The sequence below is a fragment of the Oscillospiraceae bacterium genome, from assembly GCA_022483045.1.
Taxonomy (GTDB): domain Bacteria; phylum Bacillota; class Clostridia; order Oscillospirales; family Acutalibacteraceae; genus Caproicibacterium.
Genome location: JAKVOA010000001.1, coordinates 25,001 through 37,943, shown reverse-complemented (window position 1 = coordinate 37,943; position 12,943 = coordinate 25,001). Strand labels below are relative to the sequence as shown.

Here is a 12,943-nt window from a genome sequence, read left to right as displayed (position 1 = left end):
GTTTCTGGTATCTATCATACTCGTCAGCTGGTCGTTGAGGAACGGAGAATATTTATTTGAAAGAGGATAAATTTTAGGCTTGCGCCACCGGCTGTGCAAAATCTTCTCACTTTTCTCTTGGCTTTTGTCAAGTTCGATCATTTTTTCAACGAAGGTGAAATGCAATAGACAAACATTAGAGCCCGTGGCTTCTCTATGCTTTCGCGAAATTGCAAACTTTATTGTACTCTATCAGCAGTTTCCCCATTGCGTCTTTCACCATCTCAAACTCACCGTGCCGATAGAACAGATTACACCGCGAAGCAATGCCATACCAGTTACTATTTTGATTACCGAAAGACATTTCAACAAAATCATCTCAAAATACTGCCTCGTCCAGCTCCTTAGAAACACCGTCCATGTAAGATTTCAGCAGCCAAATATTAAATGCACTGCCGCAGAAGAACTGCACTATAAAAAAGCAGTTCTTCCCGAAAATCGACCATACAGCGCTGCTCTGCTGGCCGAAAATACAGGAAGAACTGGAGGATGTTTATTATCAGACGCTGCTGCAGAAAATTGAAAAGCAAGCGCCAAAGTATAATGTTCAGCTGACAAAGGATACCCGAAGCGACGGCATCCAAACCGTAAGCAAAGATATACAGGCTTTCTTAGTCATTGGCTGGATAAATCACAAGGAACTCGAAACATTAAAAAAAATTACGAAAAGCGGCATTTGCATCGGCACTTCTCCGGATGAAAGCACCTTTGACGCGGTGCGCCCAAACCTTGATTCCATTCTTACGCAAATGGTCAATTATTTTGTCAGCAAAGGCTATCATAGTATTGTATTGGTTTTATTGGTGCAACTGACTTTCACATTGACATTCCGCTCATGTGTGAAACTGCACTGCAGTTTTTGCGGGAACATTTACTAAAAAACCGCACCATTACAAAAGCAACCGACATCAACGGCAGGGCCGTTTTCTGCAGGAGCTACTAACAGGATGGCGGAGAAAATCATGGTATTAACATGGAAGAAAAATACACGAAATCGATGACATTTTCATTTCAAAATAGAGAGATTAAAAGTCGCGTATACGCCGAGTCTTTCTTCGGATTTGCCGGCGATTTTAATTCCAGAGACGCCCTGCTTGTTCAAAAAATTCCTAGATCACAAATTCTGACCATTGCACACAATGACATCACTGTACCACTGCGCACTGTCCTTTAAAATTCGCTGCTGCGTCTTGTAATCCACATAGACCATGCCAAAACGAACCGCATAGCCATTGGTCCACTCAAAGTTGTCCATCAGAGACCACTGGAAATAGCCCGTAACGTCAATGCCCTCTTTGACGGCCCTCTGCAGCGACAGCAAATGCCGGTGCAGGTAATCAATGCGGTTCGGGTCATGCACTCTGCCATCCAGAGAAACCGTATCGTGTGCCGCCATACCGTTTTCACTGATAAAGATTGGCTTACCGTATCTTTCATACAGAAATTTGGCGCACCAAAACGGCCCGCTTGGAACAACTGCCCAGCCTACAGAATTTCGCGGCGTTCCGGCGGGAAACTCGGCGAAACGGAAGCTGTCTTTTTCCGCCTGCACCAGTGTTGCAGAGTAGAGATTCTGCCCGTAAAAATCGATTGGCTGATGAATCAGCTCCAGATCTCCGCTTTTGATGAGTGGTAGGATATCTGCGTATTTTTCATAATATGCCTGTGGATAATCTCCCTTAAAAATCGGGTCACTCCACAGGGAAACACTGAATAAAAGGTCATCTATGGTATTTGGCACGGCAAAGGTGGCCTGTCTTGCTGCCCGGATATCTTCGTCGCTTTCTGAAACCGGCACATAATTTTTCCCGCACTGCGCGGTGCCAATCTGCAGCCCGTCCCCGCCGTATTTGCGCAGGGCTCGCACCGCCAGCCCGTGAGCAAGCAGCACATGGTGCACCATAGCGAGCACGTTGCTGTCCGAGCAGCGCAGGCCGGGCGCCAGTTCACCTTTAGAGTACCCCAGCCCGATGAAGCACTGAGGTTCATTGATGGTAAAGTAGTGCTTGATTTTCCCGCGGAAGCGTTTGGCCAGAATCGTCACATAGTTTTCAAACCACTCTGGACTTTCCGGGTTGAGCCAGCCGCCTTTTTGCTGCAGCTCCGCTGGGTAATCCCAATGAAAAAGCGTTGCATAGGGCATAATGCCGTTTGCCAGCAGTTCATCCACCAATTCCTCATAAAACTGCAATCCGGCCTCGTTAACTTCCCCAGTGCCGTGCGGCAAAACACGCGTCCACGAAATGGAGAAACGGTAGGCCTTGATTCCAATTTCTTTCATCAGGGTAATGTCCTGTTTAAAGCGATGATAGTGGTCGCACGCGACTTGTCCCGTCTGCCCGCCTTGGATTCTACCCGGGATTTTGCAGAATTCATCCCAAATGGACAGCCCTTTTCCATTTTCCTGAAAAGCACCCTCTACCTGGTATGCGGAAGTTGCCGCGCCCCATACAAAATTTTTCTGAAAGCCCATATTGATTTCCTTTCCAGAGCGCATTTTCCTGTGCTGAGGGTCTCAGCCTTTTAGTCCGGTAAACGCGACCCCTTTTACAAGGTACTTCTGTGCAAACGCGTAAATAGCAATAATCGGAATGAGGGAACAGACTGTGCCGGCCATAATCAAACCGTATTCTGCGCTGTAGGTGCTGCGAAAAAAGGTTAAGCCAAGCTGGATGGTCTTCAGGTTGTCATCGCTGAGATAAATCATCGGTGCCAAGTAGTCGTTCCACACAAAGGTAAAGGTGAAAACAGTCAGCGTCGCCAAAGATGGTTTTGTCAACGGCATAATAATGCGCCAGTAAATTTGGAACTCGTTGCAGCCGTCGATTCTTGCCGCTTCCGAAAGCTCTGTCGGCAGGCCAAGCATAAACTGGCGCAGCAGAAACGCGCCAAAAACGCTGAAAGCGTTCACTAGGATCAGCGACCAGTGTGTATTGTAAAGGCCCATGGATTTAATAATGACAAACTGTGGAATCATAATCGCCTGCCACGGAACCATCATGGTGGCAAGATAGACTAGAAAGAGCTTGTCACGCCCGGGAAAATGCAGCCGGGAAAATGCATATGCCGCACAGGAACAGGTGAAAAGCTGCAGTGTCGTAATGACAACGGAAAGTTTAATGGTATTTAAGTAATAGACCGGGAAGTTGATCTGTGTCCAGACGTCCTTGTAGTTCGACCAGCGGGCGTGCTGCGGAATCCAAGAGGTGCTGCTGAAAATTTCTTGGTTGTATTTTAGGGATGCGGAAAGCATCCACAAAAACGGCACCACCATAATAATCAACATAATCATCAGAAAAATAAAGATCAAAGTCTTTGAGGCCGTTTTTTTGGCCTTACCCAGCGTATTGCTTCTTGTATAACTTGTCATCCTTTTCACCCCCCTTTACTGTGCAGACGCTGTCTGTTTTTGGCTTCTGAATTGAATTAATGTAAAAATCAAAATAATGAGGAACAAGAAGTACGCCATAGCAGAGGCATAGCCCATATTCATGTTTTTAAAGCCCTCCTGATAAATGCGGTAGACCAACACGCTTGTGGAGTCGCCCGGACCGCCCTGCGTCATGACATACACTAGATCAAACACTTGGAAAGAACTGATGACAGCCAAAATTGTCACCATAAACATGGTGGGCGACAGCAGTGGCCAGGTGATGTACCAAAACTTTTTCCACCCGTGGGCGCCGTCGATCTTCGCCGCCTCGTAGCAGTCAGAGGGAATGCTCAGCAAACCAGAGAGAATCATAATCATGTAATAGCCGGCGTTTTTCCAGACAGAAACGATTACGACCGAAAACATCGACCATTTTGTAGAGACGATCCACCCGGGAGGATTCTGTACCCCGATGGAGGTTAAAAAATTATTGATTGGCCCGCCGGTCGGGTTAAACATCATTCCCCACACAATGGCCACCGCGACCATAGCGGTGATAGAGGGAAAGTAAAACACCGTCTTAAACATACCTTTTCCTGGCAAGGGTGCCGTCAGCGCAAGCGCAAGCAGCAGCGCACAAAGCAGTGTCAGCGGTACGCTGACCAAGGTGTAAACCAGCGTGTTCCGCAAAGCAACCAGGAAATAGTCATCCTGAAAAAGCTCGATAAAGTTGCGCAGACCGACAAACTTCATCGTCTGCAGGTTGAATCCATTGTAGTTTGTAAAGCTGAGAATCAATCCGACAATAATCGGAATAAATGTAAAGAGGAAAAAGAAGCCGATGTTTGGCAGCAGGAAGAAGATGCCGCTGCGCCACTCCCGCTTCTGTGTGGAAGTCATCTGAGATATCTTCATATTCGTTTCCTTTCTTACGTACACAAGTAGCGTTTGGCTTATATCAGAAAGGGACAGGTTTGCAGCCTGTCCCTTTCTCTCTCTATGAAAAGATGGTTATGATTTATTCAGAATGCTGCTGCGCTTTTTTATAAAAGTATTCATGGCGTCATCCAATGACTTTTCACCGAGAAGATAGAGCTCTGCTTGCTCGTTGTAGGCCTCTGTAATATCCGAAAGGTGTGAATTGGCCGGCGCTTCCTGTACCATTTTCGAGTCAAATACCGTTTTTGCGCCTGCTTTGCCCACGGCCTTAATATAGGTATTTCTTACCGCGTCGCTGTGATAAGCGGGGAAGTTTTTGGTCTGGGCCATAATTGTCGCACCTTTTTCGCCGCACAGAAACTTTGCGTATTTCCAGCATGCCTCTTTGTTTTTGGAGCTGGCGGCAATGGAAACGAAGGAGTCGGTTCCGTGCGAAGTGCCCGCCTGCACGCCCTCTGGCACCGGCAGCGGGGCCGCATCATAGTTCAGCTTGGCTTTGCCGGCCTTGATGTCGGCGTCCAGCATAGAGAAAGTCCAGTCGCCGTTAATCATCATCGCGTACTTGCCAGACTCAAACTCGGCGTCGGCGTCGGCGTTGACGGCTTTCTGCTGTGCCACGTCCATAGCGGATTTGTCAACATTGAACACTTGGTTAAACACCTTGAGCGAATACGACAAGGCGCTGACCGGGTTGTCGTCGAGCAGAGAAACGCCCTTTTGTATAGCCATTTGGTTGTACACCCAGGTCGTCATGTAGGTGCCATACTGCTTGCTGGTGCCGCTGCCGTGTGTCATTTTTTTCGCCAGCGCCTCAAACTCCGTCCAGGTCATCTGCCCCGGGTAAGCGATTTTCTCTTTGTCAAAAACATCTTTGTTGTAAAGCAGCATCCAGCACGAGCCGCGCACCGGCAGGCCATAATGGGTATTGTTGAGTGTGTACTTTTGAAACAGCGTGCCGTAGGGGCTGGTGTCAAACTTGTCGCGGCTGATTAACTCTGACATATTCACAATCGAGTTTCCCTTTGAGTAGTCGCTCAACTTCTGAATCGTCCGCACGTCTAAAAGGTCGACGTTAGTGCCGCCAGAAAGCAGCACCTGCATCTTTTGGTCGTAGTCGCTGCTGGGTATGACAATGGTGTTGATTTTGATATTTGGGTTTTCTTTTTCAAAGGCGGCCACTTCTTGGGGGATATAAGTCTTTTCATCACTCCAAGTATAATAATTTAACGTCACCTTTCCCTGCACGCTGCCGGAAGCGTTCCCTCCCGATGACGATGATGCTCCGCACCCCGCGGCAGTCATCAGCATTGCCGCAGCCAGTACAGCGGACAAAAACCGTTTCATAAACATTTCCTCCTGTTAATGGATTCCAATCATCCGTTTTTCTGCGCGGCTTTCCGCGCCGTGTTTCCCGGGAACTGCTAAAAGCATAGCATATCCCATGCTATCTGCATAGGCTGATAAATTTTCGGCCAAATATTTCTTCTGCTTCGTAATAAAATTTGTGTATTTCTTCGACTGCTTTTCAAAATCCGGTGGGCGTTTCTCCTTTTTGAGGCCGTATACCGCTTTTAGAGGTTGAAAGAATATCATCCTCTGCGCCAAAAATGGCGGGATATGCCGGTTGATTTCCTCCGATGAGCGGTTTGTCTTTTTCAGTTTGGTATGTTATACTTGTGCAGATATTAATAAGAATGCTGCACAACGGGTGCTTTTTTTAACAAGTTACAATAAAATTATTAATTACTGCAGTACAAAAAGAAAAGCCCTTTCTATATGGGCCATCAAAACGGATATTATAGAATTAGAAAAGAGAGGTTCGCTGATGCTGCTGTTTCTGCCCTTTCTGTTCCTGCTGACTGCATTTCTTTTTTCCGTCAGCAAAAAGAGCAAGTCCATCAGGTACCTTGCCATTCTCCTTTTTGCGTTTTTGGCAGATATTCTCGCATTCATGCTCTATCTGGGGCGGGATAATTATTATTATAATGTTATACAAAATTATTTTGGTGTTTCGCGCCGTTTATGGGATTATTTTGCGCTGGCACCGTTTAGTCAGGACTGGATTATCCGCATCATCAACTTTTCCAGTATGATGTTTCTCTATTTCTGCGTTGTCTTTTCGGGCTCTTTTTCCCCGAAAAAGATCAGCGGAAAGCTGTTGGCAGCTTTGGCGATGCCGCTGATTCTGCAGCCTGTCCTTTACGACCCGGATTTTTACCAGTGGGCGTATCTTGTGCTCTACCCCAACTATGTTTCGGCCGATGCGATCGACCTTTTTTACGGGGTGCTGTCGCAGGCAACACACGCGGTCAATGCTTTTTATCTTGTCTTCAGTGCGGCAATTCTCTGTTACAGCTATCTAAAGTTAAAGCAAATCAAGCTGATTAAGCACTACATGTTTCTGATTGTTGCGAGTTTTCTCTCCATTATCATCAACTATTCGCTGCTGCTGCTCTGGGCACCGGCGCTGCTTGTAAAGGTCTCTAAAATTGCGCACTTTACGGATTACCTGACAGTCAGTCTTTTGAGCAGCCCACTGATTTATCATCTTTTCCCGTACGTTCTGCTGTGTACTTTGGCAGTCATCACGTTTGGCATATGCCGCTACGCGGCGTACCAGCAGCATGTAACAACGATAAACAAATCTATTTCTAAAGAAATCAATGCCGCCACGATTGCCACCAGCGTTTTCAGCCATTACATTAAAAATCAGATTATTTCCATCATGGCACAGCTGGACGATGTAAAAGACGCCGTAGGCGGCCCCGGCGAAGAAGCCGAAGCACTCACGGACATCAGCGGGGACTGCCGAAAGATTTTAAAACATATAGACCAAATGCACGTCTTGGTGGAAAATGACCGTCTTTGTTTAAAGCCGCTCGCGGTCGATGTACCCATCCGCAAGGCACTGTCTGACACTGCCGACTACCTGAAACCTTTCGTGGTACATCTGGAGATCCCGTCGCCGTGCCCCAAAGCCATGATTGACGCCGACTATTTTTCACAGGTCATCATCAATCTGCTGACCAATGGTGCCGAAGCCATGTTTTCAGCGCCAGCTGAGCGAAAGCGCTTTGACATCACGGTGGAAAGTCATTCCCACTGGTCGGTCATCACTGTGCGCGACTATGGCACCGGCATTGCCAAAGAACACCTTGGCAAAATCTTTACACCGTATTATTCTACAAAGAATGCTTCAAAGAACTGGGGCATTGGCCTTTCCCTATGCCACAAGATTATCATGGCACATTCCGGGCGCATCAGCGTGAGCAGCACACCAGGGGAAGGTACAGCATTTACGATATTGCTTCCAGCGGTTTCTGAGAGAGAAAGTCTTTTTGCAAAGTCGGATTTTCGGAAAGCTGAGAAATTTTTAAGAGCAAAGTGAGGAGCAGCATGAGCGAACAGATCAGGGTATTGATTGTAGACGATATGGAGCCTTTACAGCGGCGCTATTGCAAATGCCTGACAAAAGACGAGCGTATCACAGTGGTGGGCTGTGCGGGAAACGGCTATGAATCCGTCATGATGGCAGCTGTTTCTCACCCGGACGTCATTTTAATGGACATCGAAATGGAGAGCAAGTGGGCCGGGCTGGATGCTACGCAGGAAATCCTGCAGGAACTGCCAAATACAAAAATGATTATCCTGACTGTTTCCTCGGACGACAGCACGGTCTTCAAGGCGTTTCAGCTGGGTGTGGTGGATTACCTGCTGAAAGACGCCTCCAGCACAGAGGTCGTCGATGCTGTAATAGACGCATATCACGGCCGCTCCCCGATACGCCCAATGATTGCCAATAAAATTCGCAGGGAATTTAAGCGCGTCAAGAATTCCGAAGTGAGCTTGATTATGACTCTACAAATTTCGTCACAACTGACCAATACAGAGATGGATATTCTTTATCTTTCCCAGCAGGGTAAAACGCGAGCAGAAATCTGCAGCATTCGCCATGTGGAACTTACCACCGTAAAAACGCAGATTCACAGTATCTTAAAAAAATTCAATAAAAAATCTATTAGCGAAGTAATTTCCATGCTGGAACAGATTAATTTCTTTGATGTGATACAGCGCGTGAAACAGGGCAAAGTGTAACTGCCCTGTTCTTCCTGCGAACAATGTTCGGCATCCCCTGCTCTGGCAGCAGTTCGCCAAACGCCGCACGATCCTTCTGGTATCATTGCTTCAAAATAAAAATATTGTCAACGCCAGAAATGATTCTTAAGCATACATGGCTCGTTTGAATGCAGCCACAGGCTCTGCCTTTCATAAACGGCGCCATTCCCGCATAGTATCCAATAACGAAAAGCGGGAGGGTGCGTTTTATGAAAGGCATCGTCGAACAAAGAGCTGTTGAGCTTGGGGAATACATTGTTTTGCACAAAGCGACTGTCCGTGCCGCTGCTAAAAAGTTTGGCGTTAGCAAAAGCACCGTACATAAAGATGTTACAAAGCGTTTAGAGCAGATCGACCGGCAGCTCTACCAAAAAGTACAGAAAGTTTTGGCTGTCAACAAGGCGCAGCGGCACATCCGCGGCGGTCAAGCCACAAAGGCAAAATATGCGAGGCTGAATCAGCAAAAGATGAAGTCGGCTGGCTGACAGGGCAGCGCATGAGCTGCTTCTCTGCAAAGGGCTGCACTGCCGTTCTACTAGCACCAGCTTTTTTGGGGGGAAGCAGTGCGGTCTTTCTTCTGCCTTGCCGTATTTTCTGTTAAGCAGCAAAAAAGCGAAGGGCTTGCGCGCCCTTCGCTTCCTTTTTTAATATTTTATAAATAAATCACACGCGGTGCACATTCTGTATTTTCCGGACAGATATTGTGCACCTTGCAGTCTCTTGTAACCATGGAAATCGGTATCTTGGGCAGCAGGCTGTGCAGCACATCGATAAACCCATTTGCGCCGTCCTCTGCCATACCGGTGACAATATGCACAGCGCCCGCCTGCTGTGCAAATGCAGCCGCCGTATAGGCAGCCTCGTCATTAAAATATACGGTCATTTCTGCGTTTGCCTCATTTGAGACCTGCCGCAGATACTCCAGCTCTTCACAATTTTCACGGGTGCCGCCTCTTTTGGCCGACTGCACACTCAAGACCTGCAGCTCCACCCCGAGTTTGCGCGAAATGTATTTTCCCGTACGAATCAGCCGGTCGCAGTCATGCTGATTGGTGACGCATACAAGTACCGATTTCTTTCTTGCCAAAACACAGGACTCCTTCCTTGAAGCCTTAAAAGAGTTCTTTCAATCAAAGGCCTTTTATAAAATACCATGCAAATGAAACAGCAATTCAAACGGAAAGTGTATATTTTGTAAACAAACAGCCGTGTGATTTCTTGTATGATTTTGTTGATTATGACTCTCTTCGTCTATAGTATACCATACCTGCCCGCAGAACACAAACAAATAGAAAAGCAGCCGCAGGGCGGGGCACCCTGGGGCTGCTACTTGCAGGAATCCTATTCTTTTTATTTAAGGAATGGGGCTGGGTCGATAAACGCGCCGGCTTTTTGTACAGCAAAGTGCAAATGCGAAGCTTCGTCCGCTTCACAGGGAACCTCGCCTACCTTGCCAAGCGTTTGGCCGGTTTTTACGGTATCCCCTTTCTGCAAAGTCACATCTGACAAACCGCAGTACCAAGTGACCAGCCCGCCCGTATGAGAAAGCTGAACGGTGGTGCCAAAGTTTTCCGCTTTTGAGACGGCAATTACGGTGCCATCTGCGGCAGCTGTAACAGCGGTTCCCTTTTCCGCGCGCAGGTCTACTCCCGCGTGGGCACGCCAGTCGTGCATGGTTTTTGAGTAGACCGGCGTTTCACTGAAAGCAGCCTGCACTGCAGCGCCGGCCGCTGGGCTGCGCAGCTTTGCCACTGCTGTAGCGCGGCTGTTCTGCGGCTTTGCTGCCGCGGCGGCTGCAGCCTTGCTTTCCGCTTTACTGGAAGCGGAAGACACGGGCTTCTTTTCAGACAGGCTGCTCTGCAGCACTTCTGCCTGCGAAGAGGATGCCGCGGCAAAGCCGCTCTCTGACTGGGGCGCTATGCTCTCTGTAATGCTTTCCAGGGTATCCATCGCTGTCCGCTGATATTTGTGCAGGCTGCCATAGGTTGTCCAGCCGGCCACAGCGACTGCTGCCAAACAGATAGACAGCGCAATGTAAAAGCCCTTTTTTCCGGAAGAGGGCCCTTTCCCGGCACCAGAGCGCTTTTTGCGCGGGGTATATTCGGTTTGGGTTTCATTTTCCGGTTCGTCATTTGGGGTATAATTTTCACTGCTCAATCCTGCCACCTCCAGCCATAGTATGGTCGGCGCGGCAGGAAAATATACACAGCACTGGAAAAATAAACAGAAAAAAACCGGGCTGCGGCACCCGGTTTTTTTCAATAGCTTGAGGGGTATATTGAGGAGGGTAGAACATACATCAAGTGAACGGTGCGGCTCCGCTGAACTTGATTACTCGTATAGTATACAGCATATTAGCCTAAAAATTGTTAATAGTATATGAATTTTTATAAATAAAAGCAATTACAAACAAACGTTTGCTTTCTATAAGACTTTATGGTATACTACAGGTAACTGATAAAAGGGGGAATTCCGCCATGCTGACCGCCAGCCAGCAGAAAGTCTACGACTACCTGAAAAGCCGCCTGCAAACCGGCCTGCCCCCTACTGTGCGCGAAATCTGCGCTGCAACAGGCCTAAAGTCCACCTCCAGTGTCCATGCGCACCTAAAGACGCTGGAGCGCGAGGGATACATTACCCGTGATGCCGGCTTAAACCGTGCAATCCACTTAACTGTGCCTGACGGCGGCCATTCCGCCCCAATCCTGCAGGTGCCGGTTGTTGGGCGTGTAGCCGCCGGTCAGCCGATTCTTGCAGTGGAGGAAACTGAGGGGCACGTCCCCTACTGCCCGCCCCGCCGCAGCGAAGACGCTGTCTACTTTGCCCTGCATGTACATGGGGAAAGCATGAAAGACGCCGGCATTCTCAACGATGACATTGTCATTGCACGGCAGACGCCGGAAGCAGAAAACGGCGAAATTGTCATTGCCATGATTGACGGCGAAGCGACCGTCAAGCGCTTTTTCCGAGAGGCGGACCGTGTCCGTCTGCAGCCGGAAAACCCAGCGTTTTCGCCTATTTACAGCAGCGAAGTCATCATTCTTGGCAAAGTGGTTGCTTTGTACCGCGGCTATTAAAAAATAAAGAACAGAAATGGCACGCGCGCGTAAAAGCAGCCATTCCTGTTCTTTATTTTTGTATCAACACTGCACGTACCATAGACGCTTCTTCTCCGCGGTTTTTCAGCGGTAGTGCACACAGCCAATACTTTCCGGGCTGTACGGTTTCCAAATCCAAATTTTCGAGCACGGCGACCGACGCGGAAAGCAACGCACAGTGCGGTCCCGCGGGGTCAGACATCGGCGCAATACTGCTCTGCTGCGTACCGACCAGTTTGACGCCACCCGTTACGGCAGCAACAGCTGCTTCGCGTGAAAGGAAAACTTTCCCCGCCAAAAGCAGGCGCTCCGGGCTGCCCGCCTGGCGCAGGATTTCCTGCATACGCTGCAGGCTGAGGATTCCCTCTTCGCGTACAACGACACACGGCCCAAGACAGCGTTCTAATGCGACCTGACTGATATCCGCACCGTCCGGAATAAAATGCAGCGGCGCATCCATGTGCGTACCGTTGTGGCTACCGGCAGAAAGCTCACTCAAATTGCAGTCGCCGCCGGTTTTTAGCTGCCGCACAAAATGCAGGCGGGCCTCCGGGTCGCCCGGATAAACCGGCGTACTGAACAATTCTTTTGTAATATCAATGAGTTTCATGCGTTTTCTCCCACTCTGCCAAACCAGGAAGCGCCGCCAAGAGCACCTCGGTATTTTGATGGGCTGCGACTTTTACGAAAGAAGTATACGCAACTTTTGCATCGTCATCGGCATTATCCGAAATAGAGCGTAGCACTGCAAATGGAATGCCCGCCATGCAGCACACCTGCGCAATCGCGCCGCCCTCCATTTCACATGAAACTGCGCCGAATTTTTGCGACAGCTGCTTTAAGCGCGCCGGATCGGCGATAAACTGGTCGCCGGTTGCAATAACGCCGCGGTGTACATGGCCGGGGTGTGCTTTTTCTGCACAACGACAGAGTAAATCAGAGATTTCTTTCGAAGTATTCATCTCAATTTGCCCTAAACCGCTGATATAGCCAACCGGATCGCCCACGGCAGAGGTATCCATATCGTGCTGAACCAATGCAGAGGCAACAACCTGGTCGCCGATGCGGATGGATTTTCCGATTCCACCTGCAACCCCCTCGCACAAAACGGCCTGCGGGTGATAGCGCAAAAACATGGTCTGTGCGCAGACTGCGGCGGCTACTTTGCCGATGCCGCACTGTGCCAAAACACATTCCACGCCGGCCAGGCGGCCGTGATGGTACACAACCCCGCTGATTTTATGGCTGGTAATACCTTTCATTTTAGGCAGCAGCTGCTCAATTTCCACCTGCATGGCACCGATAATTCCAATCATAAATAACTCCTTAGGCAATAAAATACACAAATAAAAAGAGGCTGTCAAGATTTCTTGACAAC

14 protein-coding genes are annotated in these 12,943 nt (G+C 48.7%); 5 read left to right on the top strand and 9 right to left on the bottom strand.

Annotated elements, in window-relative coordinates:
• Positions 1–79: 79 nt before the first annotated feature.
• Complete coding sequence (locus LKE53_00205; protein MCH3971188.1) at positions 80–562, top strand: hypothetical protein; 483 nt, start codon at positions 80–82, stop codon at positions 560–562.
• A gap of 591 nt (positions 563–1,153) precedes the next feature.
• On the opposite strand, the gene LKE53_00200 is transcribed toward LKE53_00205, so the two are convergent.
• From LKE53_00200 to LKE53_00180, 5 genes are all read right to left on the bottom strand, one after another.
• A complete protein-coding gene (locus LKE53_00200; protein MCH3971187.1) occupies positions 1,154–2,512 on the bottom strand; it encodes a GH1 family beta-glucosidase in 1,359 nt (452 codons plus the stop codon).
• A 42-nt stretch (positions 2,513–2,554) separates the two neighbouring features.
• Positions 2,555–3,409 carry a carbohydrate ABC transporter permease gene (locus LKE53_00195; GenBank protein MCH3971186.1) on the bottom strand — a complete coding sequence of 285 codons (855 nt, stop codon included), beginning with the start codon at positions 3,407–3,409 and terminating at the stop codon, positions 2,555–2,557.
• 15 nt (positions 3,410–3,424) lie between these two features.
• Positions 3,425–4,327: a sugar ABC transporter permease gene (locus LKE53_00190; protein ID MCH3971185.1), complete on the bottom strand. Its 903-nt coding sequence runs from the start codon at positions 4,325–4,327 to the stop codon at positions 3,425–3,427.
• Positions 4,328–4,423: 96 nt separating this feature from the next.
• A complete protein-coding gene (locus LKE53_00185) occupies positions 4,424–5,695 on the bottom strand; it encodes a sugar ABC transporter substrate-binding protein (protein ID MCH3971184.1) in 1,272 nt (423 codons plus the stop codon).
• Positions 5,696–5,710: 15 nt separating this feature from the next.
• Positions 5,711–5,944 carry a hypothetical protein gene (locus tag LKE53_00180; protein MCH3971183.1) on the bottom strand — a complete coding sequence of 78 codons (234 nt, stop codon included), beginning with the start codon at positions 5,942–5,944 and terminating at the stop codon, positions 5,711–5,713.
• Between the two features lie 232 nt (positions 5,945–6,176).
• Here LKE53_00180 and LKE53_00175 point away from each other — a divergent pair, with 232 nt between their 5' ends.
• From LKE53_00175 to spoIIID, 3 genes are all read left to right on the top strand, one after another.
• Positions 6,177–7,739 (top strand): HAMP domain-containing histidine kinase, encoded by a 1,563-nt coding sequence (locus LKE53_00175; protein MCH3971182.1) that lies wholly within the window; start codon positions 6,177–6,179, stop codon positions 7,737–7,739.
• Between the two features lie 8 nt (positions 7,740–7,747).
• Complete coding sequence (locus LKE53_00170; GenBank protein MCH3971181.1) at positions 7,748–8,446, top strand: response regulator transcription factor; 699 nt, start codon at positions 7,748–7,750, stop codon at positions 8,444–8,446.
• 230 nt (positions 8,447–8,676) lie between these two features.
• Positions 8,677–8,952 (top strand): sporulation transcriptional regulator SpoIIID, encoded by a 276-nt coding sequence (gene spoIIID / locus LKE53_00165; GenBank protein MCH3971180.1) that lies wholly within the window; start codon positions 8,677–8,679, stop codon positions 8,950–8,952.
• A 167-nt stretch (positions 8,953–9,119) separates the two neighbouring features.
• Here spoIIID and LKE53_00160 read toward each other — a convergent pair whose 3' ends face one another.
• Positions 9,120–9,554 carry a hypothetical protein gene (locus LKE53_00160; GenBank protein ID MCH3971179.1) on the bottom strand — a complete coding sequence of 145 codons (435 nt, stop codon included), beginning with the start codon at positions 9,552–9,554 and terminating at the stop codon, positions 9,120–9,122.
• Between the two features lie 263 nt (positions 9,555–9,817).
• The gene (locus LKE53_00155; GenBank protein ID MCH3971178.1) at positions 9,818–10,624 is read right to left on the bottom strand and encodes a M23 family metallopeptidase; all 807 of its coding nucleotides are present in this window, start codon (positions 10,622–10,624) and stop codon (positions 9,818–9,820) included.
• A 320-nt stretch (positions 10,625–10,944) separates the two neighbouring features.
• On the opposite strand from LKE53_00155, the gene lexA reads away from it, so the two are divergent.
• On the top strand, positions 10,945–11,544 hold the full coding sequence (gene lexA, locus LKE53_00150) for a transcriptional repressor LexA (GenBank protein MCH3971177.1): 600 nt from the start codon (positions 10,945–10,947) through the stop codon (positions 11,542–11,544).
• 52 nt (positions 11,545–11,596) lie between these two features.
• Here lexA and LKE53_00145 read toward each other — a convergent pair whose 3' ends face one another.
• Positions 11,597–12,175, bottom strand: a complete 579-nt coding sequence (locus LKE53_00145; GenBank protein ID MCH3971176.1) for a cyclase family protein — start codon at positions 12,173–12,175, stop codon at positions 11,597–11,599.
• Entirely contained in the window at positions 12,162–12,881 is a 720-nt protein-coding gene (locus LKE53_00140; protein MCH3971175.1) for a 5'-methylthioadenosine/adenosylhomocysteine nucleosidase, read from the bottom strand. Before LKE53_00140 ends, LKE53_00145 begins: the two co-directional genes overlap by 14 nt.
• Positions 12,882–12,943 lie beyond the last annotated feature (62 nt).

Excerpts from the sequence above, each read along its gene's own strand:
- LKE53_00200 (MCH3971187.1), bottom strand. The coding sequence starts at position 2,512 with ATGGGCTTTCAGAAAAATTTTGTATGGGGCGCGGCAACTTCCGCATAC.
- LKE53_00195 (MCH3971186.1), bottom strand. The coding sequence starts at position 3,409 with ATGACAAGTTATACAAGAAGCAATACGCTGGGTAAGGCCAAAAAAACG.
- LKE53_00190 (MCH3971185.1), bottom strand. The coding sequence starts at position 4,327 with ATGAAGATATCTCAGATGACTTCCACACAGAAGCGGGAGTGGCGCAGC.
- LKE53_00185 (MCH3971184.1), bottom strand. The coding sequence starts at position 5,695 with ATGAAACGGTTTTTGTCCGCTGTACTGGCTGCGGCAATGCTGATGACT.
- LKE53_00180 (MCH3971183.1), bottom strand. The coding sequence starts at position 5,944 with ATGATATTCTTTCAACCTCTAAAAGCGGTATACGGCCTCAAAAAGGAG.
- LKE53_00175 (MCH3971182.1), top strand. The coding sequence starts at position 6,177 with ATGCTGCTGTTTCTGCCCTTTCTGTTCCTGCTGACTGCATTTCTTTTT.
- LKE53_00170 (MCH3971181.1), top strand. The coding sequence starts at position 7,748 with ATGAGCGAACAGATCAGGGTATTGATTGTAGACGATATGGAGCCTTTA.
- spoIIID (MCH3971180.1), top strand. The coding sequence starts at position 8,677 with ATGAAAGGCATCGTCGAACAAAGAGCTGTTGAGCTTGGGGAATACATT.
- lexA (MCH3971177.1), top strand. The coding sequence starts at position 10,945 with ATGCTGACCGCCAGCCAGCAGAAAGTCTACGACTACCTGAAAAGCCGC.
- LKE53_00145 (MCH3971176.1), bottom strand. The coding sequence starts at position 12,175 with ATGAAACTCATTGATATTACAAAAGAATTGTTCAGTACGCCGGTTTAT.
- LKE53_00140 (MCH3971175.1), bottom strand. The coding sequence starts at position 12,881 with ATGATTGGAATTATCGGTGCCATGCAGGTGGAAATTGAGCAGCTGCTG.